Here is an 18869-nt window from a genome sequence, read left to right on the forward strand (position 1 = left end):
TACGCTTACTATAGAACAAACGGATTAGGAGCTGAAAGAAATGCCGTTACCAATAGATCCGTTAGTGGAACGTATTGGACTATCTATGTGGAGGGTGCAGCGCAAGATCACCTCCCAAATGTCTTTGCATAAAGAGATTGGCCTGACTGTACCGCAATTCGGATTACTTCGGATGGTGGCCCAAGAGGGGAAATCACGTGTAGTGCAACTGGCTGACAAACTGGAAGTGAAATCGAGTGCAGTTACAGTGATGCTGGACCGGCTGGAGCTGCTGGAATTAGTCGCCCGTGAGCAGGACGAGAAGGACCGCCGGGCTGTCGTGGTTACGATTACCCGTAAGGGGGAGGAGCTGCACCAAGAGGCGCAGTATAGATTGAAACTGCTGCTTGCCGAGCATCTGGCCATCCTGGAGCCGGATGAAATGGAGCGCTTGGCTGAATATTACCGTATGCTGGAAGAGCAGAAACGTTAATCAGGCACAGCCTGGCAGGACTTTCGCCAACTATTCCACCAAGTGTGCCCGTTATGCCGAGAGGTATGATTTCGGGTTATGAGGGTTTGATAAACGCAAAAGCAGCGATTCTCCAATTACAGGAAAATCGCTGCTTTTTGTGTTATTCTGCAGCCGGGACTTTATCCGGCAGCTGTTTGACATAACTGTCCGACAAGTGGAGCAGCTTCAGAGCCCGGTTGTATTCATCCTCTGTGGCGGCAGGAGTTCTGCCTCCTGCGGCAATAGGGTATTGGGTATTGTCCTCAAAGCTGGTGCCGGGGATCAGCAATCCCGAAGTGGCAATGAATGAACCGGAAGGCAGATAATAACGCTGCGGCAGCAGATTGCCGGTCTGGCTAAGCAAATTCTGGCCGAAATGCAGGTTGTTCTCCATGGAGATGCCCAGTAGACTGGCGGCCGTTGGCATAATATCCACTTCCCCGCCTACCTGTTCCAAGGTCTCGGGCGTGGTGTTGCCAGCCCCATGAATGATCAGTGGAATATTCAGCATATCAGAATAGCTGTATTCATGGCCATAAATCTCGGACATCAAGGCTTTGTCATCATGATCAAGCGAATAAATCGGCAGTCCCATGTGGTCCCCATAAACCATAATCAGACTGTTGTCCCAAATACCGCTTGCTTGCAGTTCTTCCACGAATTGCCCAAAGGCCTCGTCCGCATAATTCTGGGAGCGGATGTAATCCCCCACAAAGGTGCCTTCGTAACGCTCCGGCAGCTTCATCCGGTATTTCTCTTCCGGAATGGTAAAGGGGTGATGGGCCGACATCGCGATGACCTGAGCATAGAATGGCTGGCCCCCGGTTCCCATCTCCTTCAATTTCTCCGCAGTCTTGCGGTACAAAACTTCGTCCGAAGCTCCGAAGAAGAACACATCTTCGTTACCGAAGAACTCGTGGTCATAATAATGATCCCAGCCGAGTGAGCTGTACAGTTCGCCGCGGTTCCAGAATTCTACATCATTGGTATGGAAGGTTGCGGTCTGATAGCCGTTCTCCTTCAGCAAGCGCGGCAGACTTGGCAAGACCTTATCGACATAGGACATGGTGGCTGCTCCGCGCGGAGGAATATAGAAGGAAGTATTCACGACGAACTCCGCATCCGAGGTGTTGCCCTGTCCAACCATCTGATAGAAGTTGGAGAAATACAGGCTGTTGTCGAGCAGTTTGTTCAGGTTCGGTGTAACCTCCTGACCGTCAAGCTCCAATCCGACCAAAAAGCTCTGGAAGGATTCCAGCTGAATGATGATCAGATTCTTGCCCTTTGCCGCTCCGTGGTTCGCCGAGGTGGCGCCGGGGTTGGTCCCTTTGATCTGATCGACAGCTTCCTGCGTAATTTCCTTGGCATTGACCAGCTCGGTTTTGTCTTGAGCAAAAAGGGTATAAGCTTCATAATTGAGAATGCCCATCTCCTGCGCCTTCTTGATCTCATTCATGCTGGCCTTGTTGGGCAGAATATTGAACAGACACAATCCCAGCGATGCCGCGAACACGATGCTGTAGATGTGCCTTCCGTTCATCCGGTTGATGTTGTCCTTTTTATACACCCGGCCCTTCTTGTTAAAGAAGAAATAGAAGCCCAGGACGATGATGTCTGTAAAAATCAGCAGATAATACGGGTCCATCAGCGAGAAGACACTGTTGCTGACAGCGGTAACCTGATTCACCTGTTCTGCTGCATGGTAAGTGACAATGACCCCGTAGTATTTGAAATACATAATGGCGGCAAAAAAGATCGCTGTTACCAGCAGATTGACAGTCATGTAATATCCCAGTTTGCGTTTGGAAGCGAACCGTTCAATCAGGCTGTAGAGGGCCCAGACAAAGGGGATCTCCGTAAGGATTGCTTTCCAATGCAGCGGCTCTCCAAAAATAACGCCCCACGCCAGGAAGCTCTTGAGCACAAAAATAATGGAAAAGAACACAAAGGGTTTTACGATCCACTGTTTAAAATGAAAAGATGACACAGCTTCGCCTTCTTTCTACATAATAAAACGGTCTTTCCCCCAGATGGAAAGAAGCGGGGCAAGACAAAAGAATTCCATAGTAATAAAATTTATTATGCAGGGATGGACCGGGATTGTCAAAAATCGGGATTGCGGGCATGACCCCTGGGGAAGGCGTAAGATCAGCTCCTGCGGGATAAAGAGGACTTAGCTGCCCCCAGAGCGGTTAATATCGTGGGAAAAGGCGAAGAACGGCCATTCATGATCATTAGGATGTCCGGTTACGGGGAGGATTACTATGAAGTATACCGTTTCCATATCAGTAAGGGCACTTGTGGAATACGCCTACCGCAGCGGTAGTATTGAGCCGGGGTTCCGCAGCGGCGCCTCCATGACGGAAGGCACGCGTATTCATCAGAGCATCCAGAAGCAATATAAAGAAGGCGATCGCAAAGAAGTCTACCTGAATACGGAGATTCCGTATCAGGACTTTGTATTCACCGTTGACGGCCGCTGTGACGGATTATTGGTCTCCGAATCCGGAGAGCTTACAGTGGAGGAGATTAAATCCACCGCCGTACCCCTCTCTCAACTCGAAGACGGACGTGAGGTTCATTGGGCACAGGCGTTACTGTACGCTTACATCGTAGCAATTGAGGAAAAGCTTCCGGTTATAGAGGTGAAACTCACTTATGTGCATAGGGGCGGCGAAGAGCAGAGAAGCTTTTTCCGGACAGAATCCTTTGAGGCGCTCAGCAGATTTGTCATGGATACGGTGGCGGTGTATGCACCTTATGCGGAATTGATGTTGCGTCATGAAGCCCGCAGGGATGCGAGCATCCGGGAGCTGGCCTTTCCGTTTCCGTCCTATCGCCAGGGGCAGCGGCATTTGGCCGGCTCGGTCTACAAATCGGTCACGGAGGGTGTCAGTTTGTTTGCCCAGGCTCCTACGGGTATCGGCAAGACCATGTCTACGCTGTTCCCTGTGATCAAGGCTGTTGGGGAAGGAAAGGTCAGTGGGCTTTTTTACCTGACAGCCAAGACGGTGACCCGTATGGCAGCCGAAGAAGCCTTGCTGCTGCTGACCGCCGCAGGTCTTCATTTCCATGTCATTACTTTGACGGCCAAGGAGAAGGCCTGCTTTCACGAAGAGGGGCTGTGCACGAAGGAAAGTTGTCCATTCACTGACGGGTATTATGACCGGATTAACGAAGCGGTGATGGATATGCTGGAGCATGAAACGTTGATGACCCGGGAGATTATCGCACGTTATGCCCGGCGGCATCAGGTGTGTCCCTTTGAATTCTCGCTTGACGCGGCCTATGCTTCCGATGCTGTTATTTGTGATTATAACTATATCTTTGATCCGCGTATCAGCTTGAAGCGTCTGCCGGAGGCCCGCAAGAAAAGAACGGTGCTGCTTGTGGATGAAGCACATAATTTGGTGGACCGGGGGCGGGAAATGTTCTCCGCCAGCCTGTCCAAGGCTCCTTTTCTGGCGCTGCAGCGCGAGTTCAAAGAGGTGAACCGGAGTTTGAGTGCTGCTGCCAAGGCGGTAAATGCTTTTTTTATCGCTTTGCGCAAGAGCTGCAATGAGGCAGGGCAGGGGAAATGGACCGTCTATCCGGAAGAGCTGCCGCCCCTCCTGGCGGAATTCGCTACTGAGGCGGAGCTGGAGCTGATCAGTCCGTCTCTCCGGACCTTGACGCTGCCTGAGGAAGAGGAAGGCAATCTTCTGGATACGTATTATGCAGTTCAAGCCATGCTCCGCACCTTCAAAACCTATGATGAGCGTTATATTACCTACGCAGAGGTAAAGCGCGGCGATGTGTACCTGAAGCTGTTCAACCTGGACCCCTCGTATCTGCTGGGACAGATGGCGGGAGGTTTCCGCAGCCGGATTCTGTTCTCTGCCACGTTGTCTCCGCTTTCCTATTACAGGGACATGCTGGGTGCAGGTGAGGAAGATTACAGCCTTACGGTAGCGTCCCCCTTTCAAAAAGAGCAGTGGAAGGTAACGGTTCTTCCCGTCTCCACCCGTTATCATGACCGGGCTGATTCGCTGCTGCCACTGAGCGATGCATTGCAGGGGATGGCAGCGAAAAAAGGGAATTACCTGGTCTTTTTTCCTTCTTATTTATATTTGCAAAGTGTATATGGAGTGTTTGCAGAGAAATACCCTCAGGTGAAGACGATGGTACAGGGGACGGGGATGAGCGAGCCTGATAGAGAGGGATTTCTGGCTGCATTCCAGCCGGATCCGGAAGAGACGCTGCTCGGCTTCGCCGTACTGGGCGGTATATTCTCGGAAGGCGTAGATCTGCCTGGAGATCGCCTGAACGGTGTCATGGTGGTGGGAGTCGGGCTGCCGCAGCTGGGACTGGAGCGCAATCTGCTGCGCGAATATTTCAGCAGCCAGGGCAAAAACGGCTTTGACTATGGCTATGTGTATCCGGGCATGAGCAAAGTGCTTCAGGCAGGGGGCCGGTTGATCCGCAGCGAAAGTGACACGGGCACCATTATACTGGCGGATGACCGTTTTTTGCAGAATCCCTATCTGCGGCTGCTCCCTGAGGAATGGAGGGACTACCGGGTAATGGAGTAACCGCGTATAATCATTGAAAAGGCATTCATTATTACGCTACAGGAGGTTAAGAAATGACACTGAATATCGGAATCGTTGGGACAGGCTGGTTCTCCAAAGAGCATGCGGATTTACTGGCCAAGATGGAGGATGTATCCCTAAAGGCCGTATGCGGCAGCAGCAAGCAGAAGGGGGAAGAGATGGCCCGTGCTTACGGGGCCGACGGTTATGGGGAAATTACAGAGATGCTGGACGCCCACAAGCTGGATGCCGTCTACATCTGTGTGCCGCCCCAGTCGCATGGGGCCATTGAGCGTGCGCTGATCCGCCGGGAGATCCCTTTTTTCATCGAGAAGCCGCTGGGTTCAAGTACGGAAATTCCCGCCAGCCTGCTGCAGGACATTAAAGAGCATAACCTGCTGACTTCAGTGGGATATCATTTCCGCTATCAGGAGACTGTGAAGCAGCTGAAGGCGAGCTTGAGCAACGACAAGGTGGGCATGATTGTCGGACAGTGGATGGGGGGCATGCCGGGTGTTGCCTGGTGGCGCAACCAGGAACAGTCCGGTGGACAATTTACAGAACAGACGACTCATATTGTGGACCTGGTCCGCTATCTTGCAGGCGAAGTCAAGGAAGTATATGGAATGTTCGGCAACCGGATAATGCATGAGAAGCATGAGAACGTTACAGTCTCCGATATCGGCACCGTCTCGCTCAAGCTGGAGAACGGCATTGTAGCGAATATCTCCAATACCTGTGTGCTGCCGGATGGAGTGGGGCATGTAGGCCTCAGCTTCTACAACGAGCAGGGGATGCTGGACTGGAACCCGGAGCGGCTGATGGAGGTGCGGAGCGGCAACAGCACGGAGTATGCCAACACCGGCAATCCTTATGCAGCGGAAAGCGAGGCTTTCCTGCATGCCGTGCGGACCGGTGACCGCTCGCGTATTCTCAGTGATTATGAGGACGGCTATAAGACGCTTAAGGTTACCTGCTCCGCCTTTGAGTCGGCGCAGTCAGGACTGCCGGTGAAGCTGTAGCCTTTTGTATAACAAAAAGACACGCCTGCCGGGAATATCTCCGGGTCAGCGTGTCTATGGCCCAAGCCGGGTCGGCCTAGTGGAGGAAAACCGCGAGTAGAGCCGGAGCCACTCCGATGGTAAGGAGTGCCGTCAGAATCATCGCGATACTGGAAATGGTGCCGGTCAGCGAGCTCAGCTCGAAGGCTTTGGAAGTGCCGGTGCCATGCGCCGCGGTGCCCAGCGATACGCCGCGCGCAATTTCATTGTCAATGCGGAAGAGGCGCAGCACTGACGGGCCCATCATCGTACCCAGCACACCGGTCAGAATTACGAAGACCGCTGTAATGCTGGGCACACCGCCGATGCTTTGCGAGATGCTCATGGCAATCGGAGTGGTAACGGACCGTGGAACCAGACTGGTCGCCAGATCGCTGCTGAGATGCAGCCATTTGGCGAGCAGCATGGAGGAGATTACGGCGGTTACCGTACCCGACAGCACGCCTGCCGCAATTTCGGCGGCGTGTTTTTTGAGCACCTTGAAATTTTTGTGCAAAGGGATCGCAAAAGCGATGGTGGCCGGCTGCAGCAGATCCGTCAGCCACTTTCCTCCCGCATTGTAGGAATCGTAAGGAATCCCTGTCATCAGCAGGAAGCTGATAATCAGGAGCGGCGTAATAATCAGCGGGGAGGTATACATTTTGCCCCGGGAAGAATACACGCGTTTGGCCAGCAAATATACGGCAATGGTAAGACCGAGGAATAATAGCCCGGTTAACATGATGTTTTACGCTCCTTCACCTTATAGATGGCGCCCGTAAGCAGCCCGGAACTGGCCATAACGGTAAAGGTGCCCACCAGAACAACAGCCAGCACACGCAGACCATCTGTCTCCAGCAAGGTTGAATAGTTCATGACGCCTATAGCGGAAGGGATAAAGAACAACAGCAATTCGGCCAGCAGCCAGGAAGCGCCGAGCTCCACCCAGTTCAGATGGACAACATTAAATTCCAGCAGGAGAAACAGTACGGCCATGCCGACAATGCTCCCGGGAACAGGAATATGCAAGAATGAGGTGAGGGTGTTGATTAGCAGTGAGAACAAGGTTAGTCCCGCCACCTGCAGCAAGCCCATAGCTAACTTTTTCATCAGGCTTCGCTCCTTTCATCATAATGAAAGTTTACATCATTTATTTTCATAGGTAAAATGAATGGATTGAATATGTGACATTCCATTTATCTATGGATAGGGGGCCTGCATTATGGATATCCGGCAATTGCAGTATTTTGTTCAGGCGGCAAGACTGGGCAGCTTCTCCGAGGCGGCACGATCGCTTTATATCACTCAGCCTACTATCAGCAAAATGATTCATAATCTGGAGGTGGAGCTGGGTGCGGATCTGTTCTACCGCGAGGGCAAAAGCATTCGCCTGACCGATGCCGGAGAGACCCTGCTGGCCAAGGCGCAGAATATTGTGGAGTCCTTTGGCAGCCTGTCCTCCGAGCTGGACAGCCTGCGCCAGCTTAAGCAAGGACACATCCGGATCGGGCTGCCGCCGATGGTTGGCGCGAATTTTTTCCCTGCGGTTATCGGCCAGTTTCACAAGAAATATCCGCAGGTGACTATCCGCCTGCATGAGGATGGAGCGAAGAAAGTGGAGAATGATGTAGAGACCGGTCTGCTTGATATTGGGGTGGTTGTGCTGCCTGTACAGGCAGCCAAATTTCACTGCTTCACCTTTGTTCAAGAGAAGCTGGAGCTGCTGGTTCCTTCAGGGCACCACTTGGCGGGAGAACGTCAGGTGGCGCTGGACCGCCTTGCTGCGGAGGAGTTTGTCTTGTTCCGGGAGGATTTTGCTCTGCATGACCGGATCATTACGGAATGCGTCAAGGCGGGATTTCAGCCGAAGGTGGTCTATGAGAGTTCTCAATGGGATCTGATCAGCGGAATGGTGGCGGCGGGGCTCGGAATCGCGCTGCTCCCGGAGACTATCTGCCGGGATATGGACCGGTCGCGGATTACTGTGATTCCCCTGGCAGAGCCGTATATTCCCTGGGAGCTGGGGATGATCTGGCGCAGGGACCGGTATTTATCTTTTGCGGCCCGGGAATGGGTTTCTTTTGCAAAAGAACTGCTTGGTAGTTTATAATTAATTAATGTCAATTAATCGACAAATTTTTCTTTTTTTTGAAAATATATTTTTTGGCATCAGCGATTATGATAGGGTAAAGTTTGATAGAGAGAAGGTGAGTGAGCGTGAACCTTTACCGGGCTTTTTCCCAGGATGATCCCAGGCTGGACAGCAGAGAAGACGAGCTGTTTATGACGATAGAGAGCTTAAGGTGCGAACTGCTGGAGGTGGCGCAGCAGCGGAGCCTCAGTGACCGGGCCGTAGTTGAGCTAAGTGAGCGGCTGGACGGCTATATCCTGCTGGCGCAGAATAGAATGATGGAAAGCCTGCGCAGCCGCAAGGCAGGCGCTGCTCATTCTAAGGCCTCCCAGCGAATAACAAACAACCATACTACGCTGCCGCAGTAGCGTTAATAGATTATGAATAGAGACCGGAAGGGGAGCATGAAGCGCCTCTTTTTGTTGTGCTTTCGTTAAGGTTCCCCTATAATGTCAATTAATAGAAGGGCTATCATTTTCACGACAGAGGAGGTGCCGGGTGGAAGCTAAACTGACAACCTTACGCTCAGAGTTTGAGAAGAATCTGTCCCGTTCGGGTCATAATCTCGCCTCATTTGCCAAGATATCCGGTCTGAACCGTGGAAGTCTTAGCGCAATTCTACACGGCAATCCCCCTAAACCCCTCTCCCTTGGGCAGCTCGATGCAGTAATCAAGGCCTTCGGTTTCCCGGAGGGCTGGTGGTATTCTCTTTATGTTGACGAGTGCTTCAGTGAAGAGAGGATTTCACGCCGGCGTGTAGAGCCGTTCCTGATCCGCTGTGCAGAGCTTGGCAAACACCATGTAATCGAAGATGTGTTGAACCGGATGCTTGAATTCGCCAAACCGCTGGATATCGTCTTCTCCGTGGCGGATAAGTTATTCAACAACGGGAAGATCCAAGAGTCGAACATTTTTTACAAAATTGTAGCAGAGAATGAGCAGGACAGCTACTCCGAACGTCTTGCCATCAGCCAATACCGTATATTCAAGTCACTGCAATCTGTGGATATGGAAGAGAAATTGCGCGCACTGATCACTTTTGAACCTTTTCGGGGACGCCTTCCGGAGGAAATGCAGCTGGATGGCTTGCTGAAGATGGCGAAAGAATGTTTCGCTTTGAATAAATGGAAAGAGGTTGAGAAGTATGCGGACGAGCTAAGGGCTCTGGCAAACGGTGTGTACCGGGACGAATTGCGGAAGATCGGAAGCAGACGCCGTGAGGAGCTGCATACAGAACGTCCACTCGTCGTCTATTATGGTCATGGTTATTTGTTCAAAGCCCTTGCGCTCACCAAACAGGCACATTATGAAGAAGCCAAGAGGTACACTGCAGGTTATGCCGATCTGAGCTGGTTTGAAATGCTGGATGAGGAAGGACGCGCAGCCGTCGAGAGCTTTCAGCTGTTTGCCGTAGCGAACAGCTACACTTTGGAATTGCTGAGCGGTAACATTTCGGCTCTGCCGGACTACATTTCCTTCCTGGCCAACCATCCCGGAGAGATTCTTCCGGGGCTGATTATTATTATGGAGTCAGCCAACCGTTACGGGTTCCCGGCGGATGCGGCATTGAACCGTTTTGCACGGGAATTGCTGCGTTTCGGACAATTTCAGGATCCTATTAATGTTGACCGTTTATTCAGACTGAATTATCAAATCGCGGTATACCTGATTCAGCATCAGAACTATCCAGAAGGCATTGACCATATTATGGAGAGTCTCCGGCTCTCGATCCGATTGAATAATGAAAAGGGCTTTATTCATTGTGTCACCCTATTTGAGGTCAACAGACAGCATGCCAGCGAACAGCAGCAGCAGCTGTATACCGGCCTTATGCAGGAGGTGAGACAACAAGATGAGAAGGTTGCTGCTGATGACGACCGCCACTTTGGTATTGTTTAGCTTTGTGGTTATGAATCAACCATGCGATCGTCCTGCTGGCTGGGGAAGTTTTACCTCCCAGGAGCATGGAGCCGACTTCTAGTGACTGCCTGTGAAATTTGTAAGGGGATGTATTATAGCTTATCTATTAAAAGGCTGCCTATGGCAGGCTTTTTTTGCGTTCTTAAATCCGTAATATTTGATAGCGTGTTCAAAATTTGACAATGGGCCTGCCGTGAAAATATAATTAGGAATACTAATTAATATGATGTTTAATTATTAGTACTCCTAACTAAATAGAGGTGAGAGACATTGGGATAAATGAAGAAAATCCCGTCACGAGCAAGCTCTTCATCGCACTCAGACAATTGCGAAAAGCGCATTGGCAGCATTCGGTGAAAGGGCATAAGCCCAGTGAGATGACGTTATTGATATGTTTGGCCAGAAAGGCGGGCCAGGAAGGACTCAAGGTATCTGTGCTCAGCCGCCTTCTGGGCCTGACTCCGCCAACCGTCACCCAACTGGTCAACAGTCTTGAAGCCAAAGGGATGGTGCAGCGCCAGGACGATCCTTCGGACCGCAGAGTTGTGCGCATCCTGCTTACTGAAGAGGGAGGCAAGATCACACGCAAAGCCAGGGAGCACATGGATAAGACCCTGAACAGGTTAGTGGAGCATCTGGGGGTGCAGGAGAGCAATCAACTGGCCGATATGTTGATGAAGGTCCATGCTTTTATTGAAGATAACCCTCCACCCGATTTGGACCGGTTACAAATGAACGGAGATGAGAAGTTTGATTAAATTAATGAGACAACTGCAGCCTTTCAGGCTGGCTATCGCGGCTGTGTTGATCCTGGTATTCCTGCAGTCCCTGGGAGATCTATACCTGCCTACCCTGATGTCCGATATCATCGATAAAGGCATTGTGCAGGGGGACCGCAGCTTGATCTGGTCCATTGGCCTTTCCATGCTGCTTGTGGCGGCAGGGGGGACCTTATGCTCTATTATTGCCAGTTACTTGTCCGCTAAGGTAGCAGCGGGTTTTGGCAAGAATACCCGTTCCCGTGTGTTCAACCATGTGGAGAACTTTACGCTGCATGAGTTCGACAAGCTGGGAACCGCTTCGCTGATTACGCGAACAACCAATGATATCACGCAGGTACAGACGGTACTGACCATGATGCTGCGCATGATGATCGGGGCCCCGATGATGATGATCGGCGGGATCATTATGGCGGTCTCGGAGGATGCCAAGCTGTCCCTGATCTTTGTGGTGGTTATTCCTTTGCTGGTCGGAGCCATTTTCTTCATCGGGATGAAGGGGCTGCCGCTGTTTAAGGCGATTCAAGTCAAGCTCGACAAATTAAATCTTGTCCTGCGTGAGCATCTGACAGGCATTCGGGTGATTCGTTCCTTCAACCGGATCTCCCATGAGAATAAACGTTTTAATGAAGCGAACAAGGATCTTACAGAAACTGCAATTAAGGTTAATAAAATTATGGCCGGCCTTATGCCGCTAATGATGATAGTGATGAACTTCTCCATGATTGCCATTCTTTATTTCGGAGGAATCCGGATTGGCGACGGTGATCTGCAGGTTGGATCGCTAATGGCGTTTATCCAATATGCGATGCAAATTATGTTCTCCCTGATTATGGTTTCCATGATGTTTGTTCTGATTCCGCGGGCGTCTGCTTCAGCACTGCGGATCAATGAGGTGCTGGATATGCAGCCGGAAATTACGGATCCTTCGGCAGGTGCCCTGCAGCGTGAAGCAGCAGCGGCTAGACAGGAAGGCCGGGAAGGCATACATGGCTATGTAGAATTCGAGAATGTTTCCTTTTCCTATCCGGGTGCAGAGCAGCCGGCGCTGTCCGGCATCAGCTTTAGCGCCCGTCCGGGTGAGATTACGGCTATTATCGGCGGTACGGGGTCCGGCAAATCCACTCTGCTCAGCTTAATTCCGCGCTTCTACGATGTTAATGAAGGTACAGTGCGGGTTGACGGGGTAGATGTGCGTGAGATGACCCAGGAGGAGCTGCGGAATAAGATTGGTTACATCCCGCAGAAGGCTGTGCTGTTCACCGGTACGATCAGCGAGAATATCCGCTATGGCAAAGAGGAGGCAACCGATGAAGAAATTTATCATGCAGCCACTGTGGCCCAGGCGTTTGACTTCGTATCGGCGATGAAGGATGGCTTTAATTCGGAGATTGCCCAAGGCGGCAACAATGTCTCCGGTGGCCAAAAGCAGCGTTTGTCCATTGCCCGTGCATTGATTAGAAAACCGGAAGTCTATCTGTTTGACGACAGCTTCTCGGCACTTGACTTCAAGACGGATGCCAAGCTGCGTGCCGCACTCAAAGGAGAAACTACAGAAGCTACAGTTGTGATTGTGGCCCAGCGGGTAAGCACGGTTATGGATGCCGACCGGATTATCGTTCTGGAAGAGGGACGTATTGCCGGGATCGGCACTCACCATGAACTGCTGGAGGGCAGTGAAGTGTACCGTGAGATTGTATCCTCGCAGCTGTCAGAGGAGGAAATAGCATGAGCGACAACAACCCGAAATATAAACGCCCTGACACGGCTCCCCGCCATAGAGGTCCGGGACCGGGCGGACCCGGAGGGCCGGGCATGATGCTGCCCGCAGAGAAAGCCAAGGATTTCAAAGGTACGCTTCGCCGGTTGATCCGTTATCTGCGTCCGCGCCAGGTTCAACTGCTTATCGTGCTGATTACGGCCATCGCGAGTACAGTGTTCAGCATCTTCAGCCCGAAAGTCATGGGTAAGGCCACCACCAAGCTGTTCGAGGGCGCCTATGGGAAACTGATGGGTGTGGAGGGAGCCACCATCGATTATGGGTATATCAACGATATTCTGCTGATCCTTGGCGGCTTGTACTTATTCAGTTCGTTATTCAGCTATATTCAGCAATATGTAATGGCCGGTGTAGCCCAGAAGGTTGTTTTTGATATGCGTGAGCAGATCAACAGCAAGCTGGAACGGCTGCCGCTCAAATATTTTGACTCCCGGACCCATGGCGAAACGCTCAGCCGGGCAACCAATGATGTGGATAATATCAGTACGACCCTGCAGCAGAGTTTAACCCAGCTGATTACCTCCATTGTGACGATTATCGGTGTCGTTGTTATGATGCTGACGATCAGCCCTTGGCTGACTTTGATTACCATCATTACCCTGCCGCTGAGTTTCGTGGTTATTATGGCGATTACCAAGCGCTCGCAGACTTATTTTATCGGTCAGCAGAGATCGCTGGGGCAGCTGAACGGCCATGTGGAGGAAATGTACACCGGACACCGGATTATCAAGGCTTTTGGCCGTGAGAAGCAGTCGCTGGGCCACTTTAACACCATCAACGACGACTTATATGATACCGGTTGGCGCTCACAATTCATGTCGGGAATGATTATGCCGCTGATGATGTTCATCGGAAACCTGGGTTATGTGCTGATTTGCGTAGTCGGCGGTATTTTTGTCACTAAAAAAATGATTGATGTCGGTGATATTCAGGCTTTTATCCAGTATTCGCGGCAATTTACCATGCCGATCACCCAGACAGCCAACATTGCCAACATTATTCAGTCGACCGTTGCTTCTGCAGAGCGTGTTTTTGAGCTTCTTGACGAAGAAGAGGAAGTACCGGAAGTCAGTACTTCACGGGCATCACATGGTGCGTATGGAGAAGAAGGTGCAGTTGAGTTCCGTCATGTGAAATTCGGCTATAAAGAGGACTCTATCCTGATTGAAGATATGAATATCGAAGTCAGTCCCGGACAGACCATCGCCATTGTAGGTCCAACCGGTGCCGGCAAAACCACCTTAATCAATCTGCTGATGCGCTTCTATGAGCTGAACGAAGGGCAGATTCTGATCGACGGAATCAACATTGCCGACATGAAGCGCAGCGAGCTGCGCAGCAAATTCGGGATGGTACTGCAGGATACCTGGCTCTTTAACGGTACAATCCGCGACAATATTGCCTACGGCCGCGAAGGCGCAACCGAAGCGGATATCGTGCGGGCGGCAAAGGCGGCCCATGCCGATCACTTTATCCGCACGCTACCGCAGGGCTACGACACGGTGCTGAATGAAGAGGCCTCCAATATTTCACAAGGCCAGAAGCAGCTGCTTACCATTGCCCGGGCGATCCTTGCCGATCCAACGATCCTGATTCTCGACGAAGCGACAAGCAGTGTAGATACACGGACCGAGGTGCTGATCCAGACGGCAATGAACACCTTGATGAGCGGCAGAACAAGCTTTGTCATCGCTCACCGTTTATCCACCATCCGCGATGCCGATCTTATTCTGGTCATGAATAAGGGCAGCGTGATTGAGAAGGGCAGCCATGTAGAGCTGCTGGAGCAAGGCGGGTTCTACGCCGATCTCTACAACAGCCAGTTCTCCGAGGAAGAGCTGCCGGATGTAGGATAAAGAAATACAATCCCCCTTTTTTCACAAGGCAGCCAGTCTGCTTGTGAGAAGGGGGATTTGCTTTGTATAAGGATCTTTTGGGAATAAAAAAGATTTGATAAAAATCCTGTGGGTATATATGATAAGAAAGAAAAATGACCCGCGGCTCATTTTGGGGGCTGCAGGGTAACAAGAGAGGATGAATGGGATGTCAGGCTACGGAAAATGGGTGGCAGGCCGTAAGACCAAATGGATTACGCTTCTCCTCTGGATTGTCATCGTAGGGGCACTAACCCTGATCTGGCCCTCCGTAAATTCGCAGGTTGCCAACAATGCTTCGAACCTTCCGGATGATCTTCAGTCCGTACAGGCCGGCGTGGTAGCGGAGAGAGAATTTCCGGGTGGCAGCGGCGTTCCCGCACTGCTGGTATGGCATAGGGAAGGCGGTTTGCCCGAGGAGGATTTAGTACATATCGGCGCGGTATACAAGACACTTGCGGAGTTGCCTTTGCCGCATCAGAATTTTGTGCCGCCTCTGGGGCAGCTGCCCCCCCAGGCGCTGGCGGCTTCATTGTCAGAAGACCGCAGTACCCTGGTCACTCCTGTGCTGTTTGATAAAAAAGCAGACAGCGAACAGCTGGGAGAGGCCGTCAATGAGCTGAAAAAGAGGATTAACACAGCAACCGGAGCAGATCCCTCCGCAGCCCGGGTGGACGGAGAAGAACTAAGCCTGCGGGTGACCGGACCTGTGGGGATATCCATTGATGCTACCGGGCTGTTCGAGAATGCCGACGTATCCTTGCTGATTGCAACGGTGCTGCTGGTGCTGGTATTCCTGCTGTTGATCTACCGTTCTCCTATTCTGGCTATTATTCCGCTCGTTGCGGTAGGTTTTGCCTATGGGGTAACCAGCCCTGTACTGGGCAAAATGGCGGAGGCCGGCTGGATTACGGTAGACTCGCAGGCGATCTCCATCATGACCGTTCTGCTCTTCGGGGCCGGCACCGATTATTGCCTGTTCCTGATCTCCCGGTTCCGCCAGCTGCTGAAGGTGGAAGACAGCAAAAGCCAGGCGCTGCTGCGTTCCATCACGGATTCCTCCGGGGCCATAGCCATGAGCGGATTCACGGTTGTGCTTGCATTGTTTGCTTTATTATTGGCCAAATTCGGGGCCTATCACCGTTTTGCAATTCCTTTCAGCGTCTCAATCCTTATAATGGGCATCGCCAGTCTGACGCTAGTGCCGGCTCTGCTGGCGATCTTCGGGCGGGCTTCCTTTTTCCCGTTCATTCCGCGCACCCCGCATATGGAGGCGGAACGGGCCCGGGCAAAAGGCAAGCCGGCTCCCAAGCCCAAAACCTCACATAATAAAGGAATTGGCGGCTTGGTCGTTTCCCGTCCTTGGATGATTGTAGGTGTGACAGTAGTGGTTCTGGGGGTGCTGGCTTCTTTCGCAAGCGGCATCCGGTTCACCTATGATATTCTGTCATCCTTTCCCAAGGATATGGAGTCACGTCAAGGCTTTGACCTGATCGGCAAGCAGTTCTCTCCGGGTGAGCTGGCTCCGGCTAAGCTGATGCTGGATACCGAGGGGAAAGTGAACGGGGAAGATCTGAAGGTTGTTCTGAGCGGGCTTTCTTATGTGGATACGGTCTCAGACCCGCAAGCCGGTGCGGTAAACAAGAATATAATGGGCTTTGATATCGAGTTTAAAAACAATCCCTATTCACTGGAGGCTATGAGCCATATTCCTGCGCTTCTGGCGACGGGGGAGCAGGCGCTGGTTGATGTCGGCGTTGATTCACCCGCAGGCAGTGTCTGGGTCAGCGGACAGACTGCAACGCAGTATGACAACAAGGAAGTAGGCGAGCGGGATACCGATCTGATCATCCCGGTTGTCATCGGATTGATCACTTTGCTGCTGCTGCTGTATTTGCGCTCTGTGGTGGCTACTCTTTATCTGGTGGCCACAGTGATTTTGTCCTTTTTCTCGGCACTGGGCCTGGGCTGGATCATTATTCACTATGGGCTGGGCGCCGATGCCATTCAGGGAGCCATTCCACTGTATTCCTTTGTGTTCCTGGTTGCGCTTGGCGAGGATTACAACATCTTTATGATCTCGAATATCTGGAAAAAGCGGAAGCACATGCCGCTGAAGCAGGCTATCACCGAAGGGGTGAATGAGACCAGTTCGGTCATCACTTCGGCAGGCCTGATTCTGGCCGGTACGTTTGCCGTCCTGGCTACGCTCCCGATCCAGGTGCTTGTGCAGTTCGGGATCATTACGGCAATCGGTGTGCTGCTGGATACCTTTGTGGTTCGTCCTTTTCTGGTGCCTGCACTCACAGTGCTCTTTGGGCGGCTGGCCTTCTGGCCGGGCAAACATCAGGAAGTCGTACAGCCGCAGCTTGAACGTGCAGAGTAAAGGAAGCACAGGAATCAGACTTTATACGAAGATGGGGGTGTCCCGGAAGCCAGAAATGGCTGCTAGGGACGCCTCTTTGAGTCGGATGACAGTTACATTGTAACCGCCCTCTGGTAAAAGGAAAGTGCCGGTCAACCCTTTCAAAAATGCCTCCCGTGGAGCGGAGCGGCAGCGGTTTGGGCCAAAAATGCCTCTCAAGGGTCGCCCGTCGATCAAGTCAGGCTTTACTGCGATAGGAAGAAGTTAACACACCGGTACTGTCCACAAGGCCTAGCTCATAAGCTCTTTGCAACGTGGAGAAACGAAACCTACTCTCAGCAGAAACACCATTGTGCTGTTCTTAAATACGATTGTTTAGAATTTCATCATTAGAAATCGCGCGCGCATTGTTCGAATTTAATTGTTCACCCTTCTGAATCGCTCCCATAAAATAAGCGAGAAAGCCCACTCCTTTAGGTGTGGGATGATAGCGAGATTAGAACAGGGGTGTCCTAAGACACTTAATGTTCCAATATTTTATGGTTATCATGTTTCAGTTTTAAACATAAACCGATACAATTAAGTATGGATAATTATAGAAGAATCAACACAACCGTATCGCTAATCAATTATCACTTTGTTTTTTGTCCACGATATCGAAGGAAAATCTTTCTTAAATTTGATGTTGAAAGTAGAGATTATCGCAATCGAAACAGATCAAGATCACGCACATCTATTTTTGAATGCTTTGCCGACATGTAGTCCTGCTGATATTATGGCAAAAATTAAAGGAGTCACATCTAAACGACCGAGAGAGGAGTTTAAACATTTAGCTCATTTGCCTTCACTTTGGACACGTTCATACTTTGTAAGTACCGCAGGAAATGTGTCTAGTGAAACGATTAATAGATATGTTGAACAACAAAAAACAGGGGGGTCAAAAAACATACGAGTGAAATGCGACTGTTGTAGAACTGAACAATTTATCAAGGATTTCAAATTCGACAAATATTTTGGCTATATAAGATGAACTTAAGAGGCTAACGTAGGCTTCGCCCGTGACTACGGTGAATATTTGGACTTCCGGCCGCTGCCCGTCTTCAAATTTCTTAATTTAACCCCTACCTGTGGTTGAAATCCGAAGACAAAGGCGGTAGCTACACTCCTACAGTTCCAAAATTCCCCTTCCTTCCTTTTCCATTTGTTATTTTCTTTTGTTCATCTTATATAGGTGGCTGGTCTTTAATTAGAGGATCAACATTTGACGAGTATAAATCAATCAAAAGAGCGAAACAAATTTAGGAGAAAGGTGAAAACGTATGCAGTCCGTCACTATAAAGATAAGATTTTTTCCAAGTCACTCCATCGAATTAAAGTTATTAAGCAGAGAATATATTCGGGCTATTAATTCATTAACAGAACAAGCAGAAAAAGAAGGTTCCTTCCCTAAACTCACAACGAAAGATGTAGAAGCTAAACTCCCTTCTGCAGTACTTAATCAAGCTATTCGTGATGCTAAAAGCGTATTTAAGAAAACGAAGAAGGAAATGAAGCGTCCAATATTAAGGAAACCCACCTACTATATCAACAACCAAAACTATTCCATTGCCAATTCCTCTATTGCTTTTCCTATCATCGTGGACAACAAAGTGAAAAAGACGATTTTCCCTGCTCTTTTAACAGAAAGAGATAAACAATTTCTTCAAAATGCAAAATATGGTCTGATGAGAATCGTTGAGAAAGCAGGAAAATGGTTTGCTCAAGTTTCACTTGAAATTCCTACAGAGACAACAACAGGCGAACAGGTAATGGGCATTGATTTAGGATTAAAAGTCCCTGCTGTAGCTGTGACTAGCGAAGGAAAGACGAGATTTTTTGGAAAGGGTAGAGAAAACAAATATATGAAACGCAAGTTC

General features: G+C 50.6%; 14 protein-coding genes and 1 pseudogene. 12 read left to right on the top strand and 3 right to left on the bottom strand.

Going from position 1 to position 18869, the window contains the following annotated elements:
- Positions 1-40: 40 nt before the first annotated feature.
- On the top strand, positions 41-472 hold the full coding sequence (locus IEY53_RS23615; protein WP_189029405.1) for a MarR family winged helix-turn-helix transcriptional regulator: 432 nt from the start codon (positions 41-43) through the stop codon (positions 470-472).
- A 142-nt stretch (positions 473-614) separates the two neighbouring features.
- On the opposite strand, the gene IEY53_RS23620 is transcribed toward IEY53_RS23615, so the two are convergent.
- A complete protein-coding gene (locus IEY53_RS23620; RefSeq protein WP_189029407.1) occupies positions 615-2480 on the bottom strand; it encodes an LTA synthase family protein in 1866 nt (621 codons plus the stop codon).
- Positions 2481-2757: 277 nt separating this feature from the next.
- Here IEY53_RS23620 and IEY53_RS23625 point away from each other — a divergent pair, with 277 nt between their 5' ends.
- Complete coding sequence (locus IEY53_RS23625) at positions 2758-5064, top strand: ATP-dependent DNA helicase (protein WP_189029409.1); 2307 nt, start codon at positions 2758-2760, stop codon at positions 5062-5064.
- Positions 5065-5117: 53 nt separating this feature from the next.
- The gene (locus tag IEY53_RS23630; protein ID WP_189029411.1) at positions 5118-6086 is read left to right on the top strand and encodes a Gfo/Idh/MocA family protein; all 969 of its coding nucleotides are present in this window, start codon (positions 5118-5120) and stop codon (positions 6084-6086) included.
- A 76-nt stretch (positions 6087-6162) separates the two neighbouring features.
- Here the strand turns inward: IEY53_RS23630 and IEY53_RS23635 are convergent, their stop codons facing one another.
- Together IEY53_RS23635 and IEY53_RS23640 are read right to left on the bottom strand one after the other, a co-directional pair.
- Positions 6163-6846 (bottom strand): CidB/LrgB family autolysis modulator, encoded by a 684-nt coding sequence (locus tag IEY53_RS23635; protein ID WP_189029413.1) that lies wholly within the window; start codon positions 6844-6846, stop codon positions 6163-6165.
- Positions 6840-7214, bottom strand: a complete 375-nt coding sequence (locus IEY53_RS23640; RefSeq protein WP_189029415.1) for a CidA/LrgA family holin-like protein — start codon at positions 7212-7214, stop codon at positions 6840-6842. The genes IEY53_RS23635 and IEY53_RS23640 overlap by 7 nt, the downstream gene beginning before the upstream one ends.
- 112 nt (positions 7215-7326) lie before the next feature.
- Between IEY53_RS23640 and cidR the strand changes: the two genes are divergently transcribed.
- The 9 genes and pseudogenes from cidR to IEY53_RS23685 all read left to right on the top strand — a co-directional run.
- Positions 7327-8214, top strand: a complete 888-nt coding sequence (gene cidR / locus IEY53_RS23645; RefSeq protein WP_189029417.1) for a cidABC operon transcriptional activator CidR — start codon at positions 7327-7329, stop codon at positions 8212-8214.
- Positions 8215-8321: 107 nt separating this feature from the next.
- Positions 8322-8603, top strand: a complete 282-nt coding sequence (locus IEY53_RS23650) for an aspartyl-phosphate phosphatase Spo0E family protein (protein ID WP_229696306.1) — start codon at positions 8322-8324, stop codon at positions 8601-8603.
- A 130-nt stretch (positions 8604-8733) separates the two neighbouring features.
- On the top strand, positions 8734-10134 hold the full coding sequence (locus IEY53_RS23655) for a DNA-binding protein (RefSeq protein ID WP_189029419.1): 1401 nt from the start codon (positions 8734-8736) through the stop codon (positions 10132-10134).
- A gap of 398 nt (positions 10135-10532) precedes the next feature.
- Entirely contained in the window at positions 10533-10913 is a 381-nt protein-coding gene (locus IEY53_RS23660) for a MarR family winged helix-turn-helix transcriptional regulator (protein WP_268240817.1), read from the top strand.
- Positions 10906-12666 (top strand): ABC transporter ATP-binding protein, encoded by a 1761-nt coding sequence (locus IEY53_RS23665; RefSeq protein ID WP_189029423.1) that lies wholly within the window; start codon positions 10906-10908, stop codon positions 12664-12666. Before IEY53_RS23660 ends, IEY53_RS23665 begins: the two co-directional genes overlap by 8 nt.
- Entirely contained in the window at positions 12663-14570 is a 1908-nt protein-coding gene (locus IEY53_RS23670) for an ABC transporter ATP-binding protein (protein ID WP_189029425.1), read from the top strand. Before IEY53_RS23665 ends, IEY53_RS23670 begins: the two co-directional genes overlap by 4 nt.
- A 178-nt stretch (positions 14571-14748) precedes the next feature.
- On the top strand, positions 14749-16974 hold the full coding sequence (locus tag IEY53_RS23675; RefSeq protein ID WP_189029427.1) for an MMPL family transporter: 2226 nt from the start codon (positions 14749-14751) through the stop codon (positions 16972-16974).
- Positions 16975-17538: 564 nt separating this feature from the next.
- A pseudogene (tnpA, locus tag IEY53_RS23680) lies at positions 17539-17890 on the top strand (IS200/IS605 family transposase); the annotation flags it as partial.
- A gap of 382 nt (positions 17891-18272) precedes the next feature.
- The coding region (locus IEY53_RS23685; RefSeq protein WP_505820232.1) for a nuclease/transposase family protein at positions 18273-18869 on the top strand (597 nt) is incomplete at its 3' end.

This window comes from Paenibacillus albidus, assembly GCF_014644435.1.
Classification (GTDB): domain Bacteria; phylum Bacillota; class Bacilli; order Paenibacillales; family Paenibacillaceae; genus Paenibacillus_AQ; species Paenibacillus_AQ albidus.

Coding starts and splice junctions, on each gene's coding strand:
- IEY53_RS23615 (WP_189029405.1), top strand. CDS start 41: ATGCCGTTACCAATAGATCCGTTAGTGGAACGTATTGGACTATCTATG.
- IEY53_RS23625 (WP_189029409.1), top strand. CDS start 2,758: ATGAAGTATACCGTTTCCATATCAGTAAGGGCACTTGTGGAATACGCC.
- IEY53_RS23630 (WP_189029411.1), top strand. CDS start 5,118: ATGACACTGAATATCGGAATCGTTGGGACAGGCTGGTTCTCCAAAGAG.
- IEY53_RS23635 (WP_189029413.1), bottom strand. CDS start 6,846: ATGTTAACCGGGCTATTATTCCTCGGTCTTACCATTGCCGTATATTTG.
- IEY53_RS23640 (WP_189029415.1), bottom strand. CDS start 7,214: ATGAAAAAGTTAGCTATGGGCTTGCTGCAGGTGGCGGGACTAACCTTG.
- cidR (WP_189029417.1), top strand. CDS start 7,327: ATGGATATCCGGCAATTGCAGTATTTTGTTCAGGCGGCAAGACTGGGC.
- IEY53_RS23660 (WP_268240817.1), top strand. CDS start 10,533: ATGACGTTATTGATATGTTTGGCCAGAAAGGCGGGCCAGGAAGGACTC.
- IEY53_RS23670 (WP_189029425.1), top strand. CDS start 12,663: ATGAGCGACAACAACCCGAAATATAAACGCCCTGACACGGCTCCCCGC.
- IEY53_RS23675 (WP_189029427.1), top strand. CDS start 14,749: ATGAATGGGATGTCAGGCTACGGAAAATGGGTGGCAGGCCGTAAGACC.